We start from the raw sequence: 17,437 nt of genomic DNA on the forward strand, positions 1-17,437 counted from the left end.
TGTATTAAATATGGTTATTGAGGTATAAATTATCTGTAATAAGATCTTAGTAATCGTCTTTTGCTATACCTAACTTCTTCATCTTAGAGTGTAGCGTGGTTGATGGCAGGCCTAATAATTCGGCGGCTCCGCCTGCCCCTTTTATTTTGCCATTGCAGCGCATTAAAATAGCCTTGATATGATCGCGCTCGCTTTCATCCAGCGACTTTATTTTTACAACTTCGGGGTTGACAGGCGTTACACTCTTACTATTATTCGGCATATATACCTCGCGTATGGTACTGTCTTTAGCCATTAAAGCACTACGCTCTATAACATGCTCCAGTTCGCGTACGTTGCCCGGCCAGGTGTGCGCCATTAGCGCGCTCATAGCATCGGTGCCAATATTTTGAATGTTTTTCCCCAACTTACCCGATAGCTTATTCATAAAATATGAAACCAAAGCCGGAATATCTTCTACGCGCTCTTTAAGCGATGGTATCGTAATAGGAAATACATTTAACCTGTAATACAAGTCGCTGCGAAAGCGGCCTGCTTCTACTTCCTGGTATAAGTTACGGTTAGTGGCCGCAATAATGCGCACATTGGTTTTAATCACCTCTTTACCGCCAATGCGCTCGATCTCTTTTTCCTGTAAGGCCCGTAGTAGTTTCACTTGCAACTCAAGCGCCAGTTCGCCTATTTCGTCCAAAAAAAGTGTGCCGTTGTTAGCCAGTTCAAATTTACCTATACGCCGTTCGGTAGCACCGGTAAAACTGCCTTTTTCGTGGCCAAAAAGTTCGCTTTCTATCAGGGTAGCCGGCAAAGCGGCGCAGTTTACCTTAATAATCAGTTTATCTTTTCGCGGCGATGCACTATGAAGTGCACGTGCAACCAGCTCCTTCCCCGTACCCGTTTCGCCTAAAATCAAAACCGTAGTATCTGATGCCGCTACGCGCGATATCAGGTTCGATACCTCTTTCAGCCCACCGGCATGGCCTATCATATCGCTGCTATCATCAAAAGCCGTTTTAATTTGCTGGTGCAGGTATTGGTTCTCTTCTTCCAACAGTGCTTTGTAGTAGTCTATCTCTTTAAGCTGCTGTTGAATTTTCTCATACGCCCTAATATTAGACACGGCAATTGCAATTTGCGAGGCAATGCCCTGCAGCAGGCTTAGTGGGTAACGCTCAGTAGCAATCTTTTTTTCCATGTACATAAAAATGGCTCCGATTACCCGGTTGTTCTCTATCAATGGAATTGCAATACCCTGCCTGATGCCATTTTTATAAAAAGAATCGATATACGACGGAGCGCTTCCACGAGTCAACAATTCTTCCAAATCGAGCATCACGGCACTTGTAGATGATGAGACGCTTTCATAAATACCATCAACTAAGGGATATTTTCGTGTTGATCGTTCTGCTTGCGGGGGGGCACCCGTTAAATCATGTAAAAAAGTACTGTGTGTTTCACCATCATCATTTAGTACCGAGATTACTACTTCTTTAGCATCTATTAAATTTTTGAGTTTATAATTGATCACGTTCAAAAACTCATTTTTACTACGGCAGGCTGTAATATCTTTACTTACCGACAGTAATAACGATTTCTCCTTTTCCTTTTCTACTAAACGTTCGTTGGCGATAATATTAGCCACGGCGATAGACATCTGACTGCCTACACCATCCAATATTTTAAAGTACCGATTGTTGAAATTGCCTTTATTTTTTGCGAACAGGCATAGCACGGCGAAGGCCATATACTCATTACTGAGGGGCACTGCAATCATTTCTTTAATGCCCAATTGCAGGTTCTTTTTTATAACTGCGGGCAATCGCCCTTTGTTGTTCTCCTGCTCAAGATCGAATATCTGTGTATGTTGAGTGCTGATGGTTTCTGATATGATATCATTACTATCTATATGGTAATCTTTAAACGACGTCAGAAAGCTATCATCGTTTACGGTAACCGACTCCGGGTCCCGCAAGAAAATACTAGCAGAGTTAGTCTCCCGGTTAATAACACCAATGCCACAATGCGAACAATCAAACAGCGTTTTAAGCCGGTTGTTAATTACACGCAACAGATCATCCCTATTACGCGTTCGGGCTATATCATAACTTACAGAGAGCAGAAATTCCTTCTCTTTTTCGCGCTCCAAAATATCCTCTCTAAAAAGAATATTGGCTATAGCAATACCGGTTAGCCGTGCAATCTCTTTAACCATTAGAAGCTGATCTTGGGTAAAGACTTTTACCTCTTCCGCAAAGAATAATATCCCTCCTATATACTTTCCATGATCTCGCAGACCCACAACCACAATCTCCTGCACGCCTGCCAGGTGAAGATGCTTAACGTGTTCGGGCACATCGTTGTCTGTAACCAGTTTAGCTACATCAAAAAACAATGGCTCTTCGGCATTAAGTATCTGTTCAAACATGCCGTCGAGGCAAGTATACACATCGCCCGAATGCGTATGCCAGATCCTATTTGCCCGGCTATCATTATTGGGGATAAAAGGAATAAATGCAGTGCGGCTCTCATTCAAAATATTGATGTCAGGATTACTGTAAAAGCCAACTTGGTTAAGGTTATTGCAAAGCATAGCCAGTAGCTCCTCTTTATTTCTAACCGCGGCAATGTCGCTGTTGAGCTTTAAAAGGAAGCTTCTTTCGTTCTCCTTTTTTTCAAATGCTTTAATGAGTTCACTGTTCATAGAATAAGGTAATAGACAGATGTGGAGGTATCTTTTCGGGAAGCGCGAAGAACATTATAAATGTACGATATTTCGTCACTTAATTCAAAATGATGAAATATCGCCATCATTTATCCCCATTAAATATATATAAATACCTAAAAATCAAATACTTAATATTTAGGCATGGATTTGGCCTAGGAGTTATAGCATTCATCAAATCTAAAACACTATGAAACACCTTCACAATTTTCAGGCAACGGCGGCAAAGAATATTTCCGACAGCACCTCATTTAACATCTGCACCATACAATCGGTGCTCTGCCACCGGCAGCACGAAAATATGAATGATCATAACAATCATTTCGCAATTATCTGGGTTACCAAAGGCGATGGAAACTACTGGGCCGATATGCGCCCCTGCGAGTTCCAAAACAATTGCCTTTTATTTATTAAACCAGGGCAATTTGAAAGCATACAACTACGCAATGCCTCGGAAGGTTATATATTCTCTTTCTCGAAACTGTTTTTGGGGATAGAAGACCACGACTCGGAATCATTGCTGAGAAGTTTACACCAGATGTTTGCAACACAATCTGTTTTACTGCAGGAAGAGAACATTGCCGAAATGCAGGATCTCACTAACCGGATGATAAAAGAGTATAGCGATTTTAATTTATACCGCACAGAGATGCTGCGACGTTATTTTAAGATCTTCCTGATCCATTTAAGCCGACAGTTTGAAAACTTGCTGCCGGTTACGCCACAGTCACGAAATATTGATCTTTTACAGAATTTCGTGTCGTTGTTAGAGCAAAATTTCCGCAACCAAAAAATGGTGGCCGATTATGCCAATCATCTGGCAGTAACGCCTAACTATCTTAACGAGGTAGTGAAAAAAATAACCGGTTACCCTGCAGGTCACCACATACGCCAACGCGTGGCTTTGGAAGCCAAAAGAAAGGCTGCCTACTCCGACACCGGCATGAAAGAAATTGCCTACGATCTTGGCTTTTTCGACCTGGCACATTTTAGCAAATTTTTTAAAAACACCACCGGTATGAGTTTTTCTGATTTTAAGAAAAACAGAATGGGCATTTCGAGTGCTTCATTAATGGTAAACTAAAACATACCTGCACGGCGCAATGAAAATCGAAAATAACGCCCTAACCAAAGTTGTAATTATCGGCGGCGGGTTTGCCGGCCTTAACCTGGCTATGCAATTGGCTAAAGACAAAAGCTACGATATAACACTGGTTGATAAGAACAACTATAATTACTTCGTACCGCTTCTTTATCAGGTGGCAACCAGTTTTTTAGAACCCTCGAGCATCAGTTATCCCTTCCGCAAGCTCTTTCGTAAAAACGGGGTTAAGTTTCGTCTTGGTGCCTTATTAAAAGTAGAACCCGAATTAAAAACCTGCCATTTAGATACTGGTGAAATTACTTACGATAAGTTGGTGTTTGCAACGGGTACCCAAAGTAATTTCTTCGACATGGAGAACATTAAGAAGTACGCCATCCCAATGAAAAACATTGACGATGCACTGAAAATGCGAAACGCGCTTTTAAAAACCTTAGAGCGGGCCAGCGTTACTAACGACATGGTTGAACGCAAACAATTAACCACCATAGTTGTAGCTGGTGGCGGCCCCACCGGCGTTGAAGTGGCAGGCATGTTGGCCGAACTCAGGAAGTTCATATTAGCCAAAGATTACCCCGAGTTAAAAGGGTCGTCGGGAGATATTTATATTGTTGATGGCGGCCGTAGCCTCCTATTGCCTATGAGCGAAAAAACGCATAATGAAACATTCGACGTACTAAACAACCTGGGTGTCAAGATCATTTTAAACACTCACGTATCCGACTATCAGAACGGACAGGTTAGCTTATCAACCGGGAAAATTATCGAAGCCCGCAGTTTAATTTGGGCTGCAGGCGTTACCGCCAACGTTTTTGAAGGCATTCCTGCCACCAGCCTTGGCGTAGGCAAAAGAATGATAACCAACGAGTTTAACCAGGTTGAGGGGTTAACGGACGTTTATGCCATAGGCGATGCCTGTGTAATGACAACCGACAGCAAATTCCCTAAAGGGCACCCTCAATTGGCGCAGCCCGCTATACAACAGGGACAAGCTTTGGCCAAAAACTTCAAGGCTGTGTCGGCAGGTAAGCTAATGAAACCTTTTATATATAACGATAAAGGCAGTATGGCTATCATAGGCCGTCGATATGCCGTGCTTGATTTGCTAATACCCACCGCAACACACTTACGAGGCTTTCCCGCACTTTTTGTCTGGTTATTTATCCACCTCATGTCATTGGTAAATTACCGTAACAAATTGAGCACCTTTATAAATTGGACGGTATCTTATCTAACCAGGGACCAGGCGTTAAGGATGATCTTCCGCAGCGGCGATTAGCGGACAAGAAATCATTTTTATCGGCGACGCTTTTTAGAAAGATAGTTATCAAGGCTCCAATAATAGGCTGGCACGCAGGCAAGTAACAAACTGCCAGCGCTATCTGCAAAAACAGAATAATAGAAAGGTACCTTGGGATCCGAAAAAATGAACATGCATATTGCAAATATCAGCGTAAGCAAAAAGCTACCTATAGCTGCAGCTTTTACCTTAAACCCTATGAGAAATGCCAGTGCGATAGATACCTCGCAGATGGTGGCCAGTACTCCCATAAAACTTGCCGTGCCCCTGCTTAAAAAAGGCATTAGCGTGTTGGTGTAAGCGGCAAAGTTTTCCCAGTTGCCCCAGCTTACTGCGTGCTGACCGGCAGGACCAAGCAAACCTAGCCTATCGGCAACCGGCAAAAAGAAACCAATACTTAAAGCTAATCTGAAGTATAATTGCGGAAATTTTGAAGAGGTGACGGTCATTATGATTATGATTGGAACTCAAAACTAAGCATCTGGAAATCATTTATCAGCTTAATAGTATCACTAGTTGTATGCAACGGCTTCGTTTACGGTTCCAAGTATTTTTTCGGTAAAGAAATCTATAGAGATAATTACACCTTCTCTTTTATTTTTGATAGCGAACTTCCCTCCCAATTGTTTACTCAGTACCTTCATCATTTCCATACCTAAGGAGTTGGTGTTTTTGAGGTCGAAATTATCCGGCAGGCCGACGCCATTATCAGCTATGGTTAACCGCAACGCGTCGGTAGCTACATATTTCAATACAATGCTTATTCTGCCGCCTTTGCCGCCGGGGAACGCGTACTTAATGGCGTTGTTTATCGCTTCATTTAAAATTAATCCCGCCGGAATTGCCTGGGCAACGTCCATACGCACGGGTTCAATCTGCTGTTCGAAACGGATATCCCTATCGCCGGTATTATAGCAACCTACAAGATAGTTCACCAAATCAGCAATATAAACGGCCATATCAATACTCGAAACATTTGAGGTGCTATACAATTTCTGATGGATTAAGGATATTGCCTGCACTCTATTCTGACTTTCACGAATGGCTGTTATAGCCGCGTTGTTTTTGAGATAAGCGGACTGGGTGTTAAGCAAACTCATCACAATTTGCAGGTTGTTTTTCACCCTATGGTGCACCTCTTTAAGCAGCCAATCTTTTTCATTTAATAAGCGATCCTTTTCATCTAATAATAGCTGTAAGGATTGGTTTTGTTGATTAATCTCGTCCTGCTTGGTTTGTAAAATTAAATTGCTTTTCTGTTTTTGCCGGTAGCCATAATAAGCTAAACCCGCCATAACGAAAAGCATCCCAACGCCCACAAAAGTAATATTTCGCTCCAAATTCAGCTTTTGCAATTCGGTCTGCTGGCTTTTGCTTTGGCTTTGCAGTAGTTTAATAGATTGTTCTTTTTGCGAGGTTTCGTACTTGATTTGTAAATCGGCTATTTGCTTGCTTTTGGTTGCGTTGTACAACGAATCATTGATATCCTTATGCGCCTCAAAATGCTGAATAGCCGGTATGAACTGCCCGGAAGCTGAATCGACCTCGAACTGCAAGCGATGAATTTTACTTAGCGTAACCGGCCGAACCGTGCCTTTTGGCAACTCCAATATCTTACCGAAATAGAAACCGGCTTTAGGGAAATCTTTGGTCAAAATGTAAAAACCACCCATGGTTTCGTTATAGTGCACAAAGTCTAAAACCATTTGCTCGTTGGTGGTATAAAATACCCTGTTAAAATTGGTGAGTTTATATATCTGCATCATTTGCAGGTAGTAGCGCTCTGCCTTAGCATACTGTTTAAGGGCAACGTAGCAATTGCCATAGGCTTCAGCAAGGTCAACACGCTGGGGATCATTCATCGGAGGCACCTCTTTTTCGGTTTTCTTTACCGCTTCCAGGGCGAGCTGTGGCTTTCCAGAGGTTATCAGATCGTATACCTGCAGGCTAAAATCTCCATAATAGTCTTCGAACTGACGCTTGGCTTTTAGTATTTCCATTGCCCGCGTTATCCAGGTATAGCTTTGCGGATACATACTTAAATCCGAATATACCAGGGCCAGTTTAGCGTAAACATAATCGGCCACATCCATATCATGCGAAGCCTCCATACTTTTGCGGGCCTCCATGCGGTAAAACAATTCTTTATGCAGATCGGCCTTTGCCCTGCTGATGCTGGCCAGCAGATCATAAGTATAATGCAGCTTTTTATACCCGATGGCCTTGTAGTCGTTTAATACTTGTTGCAGTTCATTTTCTGCAAGGTCTATTTTATTCTGTATCAGGTGTGCTTGTGCAATCTTTTTGTTAGTGGTAATTTCCTCTTCGCGATTGTGGGTTTGCTTAAACAAATCGCGGGCTTTTTCATAGTAAGAGATCTTATAAGGGGCATCGTTTTTATCATCAACCCAAATAAAATCGCCAAAATTTGCCCAGGTATTAGCTTCCTTGACGGAGTCGTGTTTTGCTTTATAGTAGTTAGTAAGCTTTATAAGACGTTTACGAGCAGCGGCAAAGTCGCCCATTTTAGTAAAGGTCAACCCTTTAAGTTGCAATATTTCATTTTGAAGTTTAATTGCGTTTAAACTGTGGCTCAGATCGTCTGCCTTATCAAAAAACGAGAGGGCAACTTCCATATCTGGTTTTAAGCCGCCTGCTTTATAAAGAAAATGGTTGCCGGCCTGTATGAGTAATCGTACACGGTTGGTATCGGGCTTACTTTGCTGAATGCGTGTAAAAATAACCCTGATCGGAATCTCTTTAGCCGTTTGGGCTGGTGCTTCCAGGCAAACAATCAGCAGGATAAGGCAGGCTAACAGAAACTTCATCATAATCTGAGTTGCTTATTTCGATCTAAAAGATTCTGATCGAAATAGGTGAAACACGTAATAAGTTTGCCGAACTTTTGGCGATAAATATTTAGTTAGTGGTAACGGCTTATTGGGGCTTAAAGGCAGTGCTTACCATTAAGCTATGTTGCGTGAATATAGGCATAATAGTAACCTAAAAAGATGTATAGTTTAAGGTTTTAGTTGTATCGCTTATTTATGCCAATTAAAAATAAAAGCCGCCTCGTTGGAGACGGCTCTAGCCCATTGAATATTTAATGGTTTATTTAACCTCGTTAATTTGAACTATAACACTGCTACGGCTAGTGTTCACTGCCGGATTAAAGCCAATTTTCATTAAGAAGTCGCCCGAGTAGACTCTTTCTGAATCGATGCCGGATTTAGAGCCCGGATAAAGATTAATCTCCTGAAGTTTATATCTCTTAACAGCATCTAGTCCTTTGAGTTTAAATGGCGTTGGACTGCCTTCGCCATACCGGCTGTTTACCAGATAATTAAACATAACACCAGATGATTTCGAGGCATCCACGTACATTACAGAAGCAACGCTTCCGGTCCGCGGATCGGCCAGGCGGTATTGGTCGCCATGCCAGATAATTTGTTTAACGCCATCATAAATTTTAACTGCATCCTGGCTAAACTTGCGATCGGCTGCGCTTAATTTATCAATCACAATATCAAAACCCAATTTGCCCATCATGGCAACGTCTATGCGGTACTTAAGTGGTTGTTTACCCCAATCGGTAACGTGGTTAGAGCTAGCAATTGCAGGGTAAAAATAAGAATACTCCCACTGGATAAAAATGCGCTCTAAGGGATCGGTGTTATCGCTTGGCCAATATTCGGTGAAGTATTGCAGTGCACCATAGTCAACCCGGCCGCCGCCGCCCGAGCATAGCATCATAGGCACGGTTGGATATTTGGCACGAATGCGTTTAAGCACCTTATACAAACCGTTTACATAATCTACATAAAACTGCGACTGCTTATTTTTAAGGTGTACCGAATAAGCATTATAGATAACCGCATTACAATCCCACTTAATGTAAGCTAAGCCAGGGGCTTTAATAAAAAGCGAGTCGATAGTGTGGAACACAAAATCCTGTACCTGGGTATTGGTTAAATCTAAAACCAATTGATTGCGGTAGTAGTATTCTTCGCGTTGTGGCTGCTTAATTACCCAATCAGGGTGTTTGGAGTATAAAGCGCTTTTCGGGCTAACCATTTCAGGCTCTATCCAAATACCAAATTTTACACCATCTGCCTGCGCTTCTTTATCTAGCGAGGCAATGCCGTGCGGCAGTTTGGTGCGGTTCTCTTCCCAGTCGCCCAGCCCAGTGTGGTCGCTGTTGCGCGGATATTTGTTGGCAAACCACCCATCGTCAAGTAAAAACAGATCTACTCCCAGGCTCTTGGTGTCCTTCAATAGGCCACTTAAACGGGTTTCGTTAAAGTCGAAATAGGTTGCTTCCCAGTTATTTAATAATGTTAAGCGCTGGCCCTTACCATCAAGTATCTTATAATCACGTGCCCAGTTCTGTACATTTCGGCTTGCCTCGCCTTTACCCATGTCAGACATGGTATACCAAAAGGCAGGTGTAGTTAAAGATTCACCCGATTTTAATTCGTACGGTGATGCATAGTTATTAATACCGGATATGATGCGCAGGTTATTTTGCGGGTCTACCTCAAAGTCTGTCTTGAAATTACCACTCCATTCCAGTCCGCCGTAAAGCACTTTACCTTCGTCTTCACCCGCCGGTTTATCAAACGATACCATAAATACCGATGGCATGAACAGGTTGATGCGGGTACCTAACTTAGTGTCGAGCGTTTTGATGCCGTGGGTTAACTGTGTTTCTTCAGGCTGCATTTCGCGGGCCCAATCGCCATGGTACTGGCGCAACCAATAGCTATTGGCCTTTAAATTTAAATTGGCTGAAGCAAATTTCTGTAAAGTGATTGTCCCTTTCTCTGTATTGCGGATCTCGCTCCATTGCTCTATAATATCTTCTTTATAATAGACTTTATAATAGAGTGTTACATTCGTAGCATAAACCGGGTCTTTAAGTTCGATACGGAGCAGGGAAACATCGTCGCCTTGTTTAGTTACTTCGTGGCTTACATATCTTAAATCGAGCGAATTATTGCCGTCAGCATGTGTTACGGCTATAGCGGGCTCGAGCAGGTTGCGCGACCCGGCGGCTGTATAAGCGGCGTTATACAGCCCGGTATAATCTTCCGCCTGTTTATAGGTGTCGGGGATCGCACTATACTCGGGCGCGTTGCTTAGTTTCTTGCCATAATAAATGGCGTTTAATTGTTTTGCAACGTTGCTTTGCAGAACCAAGGCATTGTGGGCAGTTTCTACCGGAATAGTAACCACTTGCGCCTGCGCAAAAGTAGCCGATATCAGGGTAAAACCGAACGATAATAAAGGAGTAAAAAGGTTCTTCACTTTTAAAGTATTAGGTATAATAATTGGCACCATTTGGGTTTACAACAATAAACAATAATTGGGTGTAATAAAACACTTTAGCAAAATATTTAATGTTGAATTGACATTAATAAATTCTGAAATAGTGGAGCGCAGCAAATCAAATAATGACTTATAAGTTAGTAAAAGTGGAACATTGGCTTAATTTTACTAACTAATACTGAACCAATAACTAACTATTTATTAACTCAATAACCAAACCCACTTAAAGTAAAAATGACTTTTAAGTAGGAACACAGTGGTGCATGTGGAACTTTGCACCATGCACCACTTTTGAAAACATTTTTATCACTGGCATACAATTTAAACTATATTTATTGCAAGCTTAAACTTATCAAATCCATGTCCACCCAACAATTAATTTCATCACAGGAAACTGGAAAATTGCAGATAAAGCACCTCAAAAGATACTGGCACAAACACATGCTAAAGAAAGAGGCTAAACTCGATCAGGGAGATTTTGAAGACGAATGGCAAACCGATGCGACGCTATTGAGTACCTTGGGTTTAGGCCTCGAACCAACATTGAAATATCTTTATCACACCTCACCTTCATTTGATGAATTTGAAAATTGGATATTGGCCACAACTCCGCAACCTGATCTGAATAAGATTTTTAATTTCAATAAACTATTCTCTAAAGAATATCAATCCTTTGGTTTTGAATCAATTTCGTACGAAGTATTGTCGCCGGAGGATTTAAAGTTTTGGGAAGAGAATGGATATGTAATTATCAGAAATGCGGTGAGTAGGGAAATTTGTGATCTTACTATTGAAGCGCTTTGTGACCATATTGAGGTTGACCGTTATGATGCCTCCACGTGGTATAAGCAGCATCAAAGTAGACAAGGTATAATGGTGCAACTGTTTCAGCACCCTTTGTTGGAACAAAACCGGCGTAGTCTTAAAATACGCAAAGCTTATGAAGAACTTTGGCAACGTACGGACATTTGGGTAAATACTGATCGTGTTGGCTTTAACCCACCGCAAACGGCGAGTTATAAGTTCCCCGGTCCTTATTTACATTGGGATATGAGAACCTTTACCACTCCTGTTCCATTCGGCTTACAAGGAATACTCTATCTATCTGATACGGCTGAAAATCAAGGAGCATTCACGCTGGTGCCGGGGTTTCAGCATAAGATTGATGACTGGCTGGTTAATTTACCAAAGGGAGTCGACCCTCAAAAACAAGACCTGTATAGTTTGGGAGCTAAACCCATAGCCGCCAATGCCGGTGATTTCATTATCTGGCATCATGCGTTACCACATGGTAGCCGCCCAAACACGGCTAAGTTGCCCCGCTTTGTTCAGTATATAAATTATATGCCGGCTAATTAAGCTTCACCGCGAGTACATCGCCTTATAAACCTCATGTAGGTATAAGGCATCGCTTAATGCGGTTGCAAGGTTGCGCCATTCCGTTCGGGTAAATACAAAATTGATGTCGGCATTGGGCGTACACAAAACTGCCCGTTCCGAACCGTCGGGAAATGGAAAACTCCGGCTATCAAAATCGAGTTCGGTTATAAACTGATGAAACGCCTCCATTTGTTGGGGCGTAAAACTTAGCATCAGGTTTTGATGCCATATACTCATCATTCCGCATTCGGGGCAATCGCATATTAACGCGGTACCGCATTGAGCTAATGTACGTGTTTCACACATGGCAGGTAGTTTTAATTGGTGCCTGCATTACCTGCGGCGCATTAAGCTATGCCGCAGGTAACCAGGACTTTTTGTTTTCAATTATTTTTTGGTACTGTCGGTTAGCAACGCTCTCCAACCCTCACTTTCTGGAATACCTGGTTTGCGTTTGCCGAAGAACTGCACAATGGTATTGCCGTCTTTATCAAAAACTTCGATGCTGTGCACCCAGCCATCTTTAGTTGGCTTTTTAACCAACCAAATGGTGTTAATACCATCCATGCGCAGGTGCATATTAAAATCGGGATCAAGTACGTTGAACCAAGGGCCGGTTTCCACCAATTTGGTAATTGGCCCAGTGTGGATCTGAATGCAACCAGCACTACCGGTAAATACCATAATCTCTAAACCACTTGCTGAAGCACCTTCGAGAATAGCCTTCAATACCGATGTTTCTAATTGAACTGCGAAATCATCCGGTGCTAAACGCAATGCCTGTGTACGGCTTATCTGATGTTTTTTTAATAGTGGATGAAAATCGTGAGTATCTTCTAGGTTTCTCCAACCCTCCTGAAATTCCGGCACGTTAATATCGCTGTCTGGTAATTCCGCAATTGGCGAAGCCACAGGCAATACTGCCAAATCTTCGTACTGATCTTCTGCCTGATATTTGTTTACCAATTCGTTGTAAGCTTGAATATTGCTTTCTTCTATTAAATAGATCTTGTGTACAGCTTCGCCATGCTTATCGAAAAACTGCAGGCTATGTCTGTCGTTTTCGTTTACAGCGAACCCGAATTTCCAGTGCATCATAAATAAACGCAGGTCGATATCTGGCGTCACCACTAAGCCGATGTGGCCGTTGAAAGATGCTTTCTTGTAAATACCCTTTCTTTCATGTACACAATAATCGTTGCGGGTTAAAGCCATAACTTTGCCCAACGTATTTACTTCTTTAAGTAGTTCCTGAAACTGATCGTTCAGTCGGGTTGCACTTGTGCCGATTCCCGTATTTACCAGATCTGCTTCGCTAACGCCTAATTGCTTAGCTGCATCTCTGATACGTAGTTTAGAGTTTTCAGTTTTTAAAGCGTCCCATTGCGCTTTTATAGTTTGTGTTGTACTTTCCATAATTTTAATAATTAAGCTTGATTAATTCGTCCGGTGGTAATTACCAGCGGACATCTAAAGTTTTCGTTTTTCATTAGTTGCACCTTGATACCAAAAGCATCATGGATATTTTCGCAGTTGATCACCTCATCCGGTGAACCAAGCGCTTGTTGTTTGCCCTGTTTTAAGATCAATATCTGATCGGCATAAGCTGCGGCCAAATTAATGTCGTGCAGGATGCAGATCACGCCGTAGCCCCTGTCGGCCATATCGCGCGCCTGTATTAATAATTGCTGCTGATGCAAGAGATCGAGTCCGTTGGTTGGTTCATCTAATAAAAGCCATCCATCGGCAACATCTTGTATCTGCGCAATAACGCGCGCCAGCTGCACTCGTTGCTGCTCCCCTCCTGATAAGGTTTCATACGTGCGGCCGGACAGGTGTGTGATACCGGTTGATTGCATGGCGCCTTTAACCATTTCTAAATCATGTTCGGTTGGCTGACCATCAAAATGAGGATAACGGCCCATCAAAACCAATTCTTTTGCCGTAAAGGATAAACTCAACGTATTATGCTGTGTTAATACCGACCGCTTGCGAGCCAACTCTTTTAATTGATAGCTTGGCAACGCCTTATCATAAAATATAATCTCACCTGCCGATGGCGTTATCTCGTTGCACAACAATTTAAGCAAAGTACTTTTGCCGGCGCCGTTGGCTCCCAGAATGGCCATAATCTCCCCTTGCTTAGCTTCAAAGGACACATTCTTCACTATCTCTTTCTTACCAACCAGGTAAGAAACATTGTTAACCTTGATCATACCTGTTGTTTTTTAAGTTGAGCACCGATCATGTAAATAAATACCGGCGAACCTGCTAATGCAGTTACGATACCTATGGGTAATTCGGCGGGTGCAACTATAGTACGCGAAGCCAGATCTGCCAGGGTAAGCATTGCCGCGCCCAAAATAGCAGAGCCAGGTATTACCAGACGGTTATCGGCCCCAAACCCGATCCGTATAATGTGTGGTACAACTAAACCCACAAAACTGATAATACCGGCCACTGCAACTGATGCCCCAACCGACATCGTAGCTAACAGCAACACTATGCGTTTGATATTTGCTACGCTGAAGCCCATATGCCCGGCCTGTACTTCGCCAAGCGCCAGGGCATTTAATGATTTCCCCATAAAAGGGAGTATAATAAGCGGAATTGCTATAAATGGTAAAACGCTACCAAATGAAATCCAGCTTGCTCCGCCAAGGCTTCCTAAACTCCAAAAAGTGAGGTTGCGTAACTGCTCGTCTGTTGATATATAAGTAAGCAGGCCTGTAAACGCAAAAGCAAGGGCGTTAATAGCGATACCAGTTAACAGTAGCGACGTAATTATGGTACGGCCTTGATGCATAGCCAGGCGGTAGACCAAAGTTGCGGTTATTAGTGCGCCAACAAATGCCGCGGCCGATAGCAAATAATATCCGTAGTTACCACCTATTGCCACCAAAAGCTTTCCGCCAAAAACAATCATTAGGGCGGCAAACAGCGTGGCTCCAGATGATATACCGATCAACCCCGGTTCGGCAAGCGGATTGCGAAACAACCCCTGTATAGCCGACCCCGAAATGGCCAACGCAGCACCGATCAACGCACCTAGCAATACCCTTGGCAAACGAAGGTTAAATAGCACGGCAAATTGTTGTGTGGTGAATTCGGGGGTTTTGCTTAACCCAGTATGATAGGTTATCATAGACCAAAGCTGACTAACCCCGATATGCACCGCCCCCATGCAGACCGAAGCAATTATAGTGGCAACGAGCAGTATGGTTAAACCAATAAGTATATAGCTATGATTTTTAACAAACATTATTTAATCTTCTGCGCTAGTTCACCTACTGCCAATCCTAACCTGGGGCCAAAACTGCTTACCAGTTCGCCATCCATGGTTACAAATTTTTTGTTCTTACCTGCGTTTGTTTGGGCTACGCCTTGTACGTTTAATAAACCTGCCGTGCCTCCTAAACTATCCATGCCGCTGCTAAACAGTAGAATTACATCTGGGTTAGCTGCAATTAATGCCTCAGGGGTTAATGGTTTAAAATCCGTAAAGCCTTTAACAGCATTTACGCCGCCAGCTAATTCAATTATTTGCTGCATTTGGGTACCTTCTCCGGCAACCATCATGGTGCCTGTACCACGGGCATAAATAAATAGCACTTTAGGCTTATTGCCTTTGCTTATTTTGGCTGCGGCAGCCAGATCGCTATCTAATTTCTTAATCAGCGGTTCTGCTTGTTTAGGCTTGCCAAAGGCCGCAGCAACCTCTTTAATCAGTTTACGAGTGCCATCAGGCGAATAGGTTTGTGTAAATAATACCAGTTTAATACCGGCGCTTTTTAGTTGTGTTACCAGTTCGGGTTTTAGTTCTGTAGAAAGTCCGGTTACTACTTCAGGCTGTAACGCAATAATGCCTTCGGCAGACAGGTTGCGATTATGACCAACTTTGGGTTTAGATTTAAGCGTTGCCGGGTAGTTGCTGGTAATATCGGTGCCAATAATATTGGTTTCCATGCCAATACCCGCTAATATCTCACTAATAGTACCATTTACAGATACAATTTTAGGTGATGCCTGTGCATTGGCACGTTGGGTGTAGCCGGTTAGCACAATTGCGATACCTGATAGTAATATTTTAATTTTTTTGAATGTCATTGTTGAGGATCTTAGAAAATAAGTCCCGCCCCCAGACCAACGGGGACGGAACATGGAATCAACTGATTTATTAACTAACTATTATAAAGGTTCGATTTTGTATGATTATGTGAATGGACTAATCAGTATACATTAGCTTATTTAACTAAAGCATATTGTACTACAGGATAACCGCGTGTACCGCCATCATTTGTAGTGAAGCTTATAAATTTCACTTTATAAACGTTACCCGAGCCATCTTTAACCACATAGAAACGATCTGTTTTAACACCAATCGTACCTGTTGTAGCACGCCAGTTTGAACTGATCACATCGCGGCCAGTGCTGAAAGTCGTTGTCGCAACGTTGCTTGCTGAATATGCATCATAGGTAACCGTGCTGGTTAACACCTCTGCACTAGATACATTACCTAAATAATTAGTGAATACTAAATCCGCAAAAGCGTATGGAGTTGTCCCGGTGTAATAAATGCTGTACGTCCACTCCATATCCCAGTGATCTTTAGTTGGCTCTACATTTACAGCGCCAGTATCAAAAGAAACATAGCTAAAGTTATACGAAGTGTTTTTGGCGATAGTAAGCGTTTTAAATGTGGTTTCGTTTATTTTGGCGTACTGCAAAGTATAGCCATTCGTAGCGCGTAACACGCGGATTTTATAGAAATCTGCAACAGCCGAAGTTGTTCCCGAACCACCTGCTCTGTTTATTACATAAACTTTGTTGTCCGCATCCGTAGCCGACACCGCAGGTATTGCAGTTTTGGTTAAGTCGCCATTCACATCATCAAAAATGCTGAATGTGCCTTTTCCAAAGCCTAATTCAAGGCTTGCTGCAGTAACATCACTAGCGGAAACCTGGTTTATATCGTTTTTATTAACCGCTACTACAGAAGCTGCCGTAGTGTTGTTAAGAATAACCCGAAAATCGGTACCGCTGTAAAAGCCAAGGTCCCAGCTTGCGCGTTTAACAGATGTTTGAGTGTTGGCACTAAAATCAACAAATACAGAGTTAACAGCCGCCGAACCACCGTCGCCACCGTTTAAGGTTAAAGTTGTACCGGTTGATGTAATCGCTGCAAAGCTTACCTTTAGTTCGCTGGTTGTACCTAAAACTACCGAGCCGCCCACCGTTTTAATTTTGAAGCTTACAGACTCATTACCGTTAAGAAATACGCCTGCAGTCTTATTTAATTTTACAGTAACCGAATTACTGCCAGCTGGAATAGTTGCAGTAATTGTACCATCAGATGCCGCAGCTGGCGTAGTAGAAAACTCTTTACCATAAGTTACGCCGGTAGTTGTTAAACTAAGGGTTACTTGTGTTGCAACATCTGCCGCTCTGCTTAGATTAAGGGTTACATCTGCAGATGTAGCTGCAGATTCCATCCCTTGTGCTGATGCCGAAAAGTTAATGGCATTATCCGGCAAAGGTGGATCACTTTTTTTACAAGCGCCGATTGCCAACGCCAATCCTAACATCAGGTATAGAACTTTTTTCATTT

At 42.6% G+C, this 17,437-nt stretch carries 13 protein-coding genes; 3 read left to right on the forward strand and 10 right to left on the reverse strand.

The annotated features are described in order from the left end of the window. Positions 1 to 46 precede the first annotated feature (46 nt). Complete coding sequence (locus tag GSY63_RS24705) at positions 47 to 2,698, reverse strand: sigma-54-dependent Fis family transcriptional regulator (protein WP_208094639.1); 2,652 nt, start codon at positions 2,696 to 2,698, stop codon at positions 47 to 49. A 211-nt stretch (positions 2,699 to 2,909) separates the two neighbouring features. Between GSY63_RS24705 and GSY63_RS22410 the strand changes: the two genes are divergently transcribed. Together GSY63_RS22410 and GSY63_RS22415 are read left to right on the forward strand one after the other, a co-directional pair. Further along, positions 2,910 to 3,803, forward strand: coding sequence for an AraC family transcriptional regulator (locus tag GSY63_RS22410; RefSeq protein WP_166588079.1), 894 nt, complete (start codon positions 2,910 to 2,912; stop codon positions 3,801 to 3,803). A 19-nt stretch (positions 3,804 to 3,822) separates the two neighbouring features. Next, positions 3,823 to 5,100 carry an NAD(P)/FAD-dependent oxidoreductase gene (locus GSY63_RS22415; protein WP_166588080.1) on the forward strand — a complete coding sequence of 426 codons (1,278 nt, stop codon included), beginning with the start codon at positions 3,823 to 3,825 and terminating at the stop codon, positions 5,098 to 5,100. A 17-nt stretch (positions 5,101 to 5,117) separates the two neighbouring features. Here GSY63_RS22415 and GSY63_RS22420 read toward each other — a convergent pair whose 3' ends face one another. From GSY63_RS22420 to GSY63_RS22430, 3 genes are all read right to left on the reverse strand, one after another. Next, a complete protein-coding gene (locus tag GSY63_RS22420) occupies positions 5,118 to 5,570 on the reverse strand; it encodes a DoxX family protein (protein ID WP_166588081.1) in 453 nt (150 codons plus the stop codon). Between the two features lie 63 nt (positions 5,571 to 5,633). Continuing rightward, positions 5,634 to 7,952 (reverse strand): sensor histidine kinase, encoded by a 2,319-nt coding sequence (locus tag GSY63_RS22425; RefSeq protein WP_166588082.1) that lies wholly within the window; start codon positions 7,950 to 7,952, stop codon positions 5,634 to 5,636. A gap of 280 nt (positions 7,953 to 8,232) precedes the next feature. Then, positions 8,233 to 10,428, reverse strand: a complete 2,196-nt coding sequence (locus tag GSY63_RS22430) for an alpha-galactosidase (protein WP_317168595.1) — start codon at positions 10,426 to 10,428, stop codon at positions 8,233 to 8,235. A 462-nt stretch (positions 10,429 to 10,890) separates the two neighbouring features. Between GSY63_RS22430 and GSY63_RS22435 the strand changes: the two genes are divergently transcribed. Then, positions 10,891 to 11,808: a phytanoyl-CoA dioxygenase family protein gene (locus GSY63_RS22435; protein ID WP_243749304.1), complete on the forward strand. Its 918-nt coding sequence runs from the start codon at positions 10,891 to 10,893 to the stop codon at positions 11,806 to 11,808. Between the two features lie 3 nt (positions 11,809 to 11,811). On the opposite strand, the gene GSY63_RS22440 is transcribed toward GSY63_RS22435, so the two are convergent. From GSY63_RS22440 to GSY63_RS22465, 6 genes are all read right to left on the reverse strand, one after another. After that, positions 11,812 to 12,135 (reverse strand): DUF6686 family protein, encoded by a 324-nt coding sequence (locus tag GSY63_RS22440; protein WP_166588085.1) that lies wholly within the window; start codon positions 12,133 to 12,135, stop codon positions 11,812 to 11,814. A gap of 81 nt (positions 12,136 to 12,216) precedes the next feature. Then, entirely contained in the window at positions 12,217 to 13,245 is a 1,029-nt protein-coding gene (locus GSY63_RS22445; RefSeq protein WP_166588086.1) for a hemin-degrading factor, read from the reverse strand. A gap of 11 nt (positions 13,246 to 13,256) precedes the next feature. Further along, positions 13,257 to 14,045, reverse strand: a complete 789-nt coding sequence (locus GSY63_RS22450; protein ID WP_166588087.1) for a heme ABC transporter ATP-binding protein — start codon at positions 14,043 to 14,045, stop codon at positions 13,257 to 13,259. Beyond that, positions 14,042 to 15,091, reverse strand: a complete 1,050-nt coding sequence (locus GSY63_RS22455; RefSeq protein ID WP_166588088.1) for a FecCD family ABC transporter permease — start codon at positions 15,089 to 15,091, stop codon at positions 14,042 to 14,044. The genes GSY63_RS22450 and GSY63_RS22455 overlap by 4 nt, the downstream gene beginning before the upstream one ends. Further along, the gene (locus GSY63_RS22460) at positions 15,091 to 15,936 is read right to left on the reverse strand and encodes a heme/hemin ABC transporter substrate-binding protein (protein WP_166588089.1); all 846 of its coding nucleotides are present in this window, start codon (positions 15,934 to 15,936) and stop codon (positions 15,091 to 15,093) included. Before GSY63_RS22460 ends, GSY63_RS22455 begins: the two co-directional genes overlap by 1 nt. Positions 15,937 to 16,073: 137 nt before the next feature. Next, the gene (locus GSY63_RS22465; RefSeq protein WP_166588090.1) at positions 16,074 to 17,435 is read right to left on the reverse strand and encodes an HmuY family protein; all 1,362 of its coding nucleotides are present in this window, start codon (positions 17,433 to 17,435) and stop codon (positions 16,074 to 16,076) included. Positions 17,436 to 17,437: the final 2 nt, after the last annotated feature.

This window comes from Mucilaginibacter agri (assembly GCF_009928685.1).
Taxonomy (GTDB): domain Bacteria; phylum Bacteroidota; class Bacteroidia; order Sphingobacteriales; family Sphingobacteriaceae; genus Mucilaginibacter; species Mucilaginibacter agri.

Excerpts from the sequence above, each read along its gene's own strand:
- GSY63_RS22445 (WP_166588086.1), bottom strand. The coding sequence starts at position 13,245 with ATGGAAAGTACAACACAAACTATAAAAGCGCAATGGGACGCTTTAAAA.
- GSY63_RS22450 (WP_166588087.1), bottom strand. The coding sequence starts at position 14,045 with ATGATCAAGGTTAACAATGTTTCTTACCTGGTTGGTAAGAAAGAGATA.
- GSY63_RS24705 (WP_208094639.1), bottom strand. The coding sequence starts at position 2,698 with ATGAACAGTGAACTCATTAAAGCATTTGAAAAAAAGGAGAACGAAAGA.
- GSY63_RS22415 (WP_166588080.1), top strand. The coding sequence starts at position 3,823 with ATGAAAATCGAAAATAACGCCCTAACCAAAGTTGTAATTATCGGCGGC.
- GSY63_RS22455 (WP_166588088.1), bottom strand. The coding sequence starts at position 15,091 with ATGTTTGTTAAAAATCATAGCTATATACTTATTGGTTTAACCATACTG.
- GSY63_RS22425 (WP_166588082.1), bottom strand. The coding sequence starts at position 7,952 with ATGATGAAGTTTCTGTTAGCCTGCCTTATCCTGCTGATTGTTTGCCTG.
- GSY63_RS22440 (WP_166588085.1), bottom strand. The coding sequence starts at position 12,135 with ATGTGTGAAACACGTACATTAGCTCAATGCGGTACCGCGTTAATATGC.
- GSY63_RS22465 (WP_166588090.1), bottom strand. The coding sequence starts at position 17,435 with ATGAAAAAAGTTCTATACCTGATGTTAGGATTGGCGTTGGCAATCGGC.
- GSY63_RS22435 (WP_243749304.1), top strand. The coding sequence starts at position 10,891 with ATGCTAAAGAAAGAGGCTAAACTCGATCAGGGAGATTTTGAAGACGAA.
- GSY63_RS22460 (WP_166588089.1), bottom strand. The coding sequence starts at position 15,936 with ATGACATTCAAAAAAATTAAAATATTACTATCAGGTATCGCAATTGTG.
- GSY63_RS22410 (WP_166588079.1), top strand. The coding sequence starts at position 2,910 with ATGAAACACCTTCACAATTTTCAGGCAACGGCGGCAAAGAATATTTCC.
- GSY63_RS22420 (WP_166588081.1), bottom strand. The coding sequence starts at position 5,570 with ATGACCGTCACCTCTTCAAAATTTCCGCAATTATACTTCAGATTAGCT.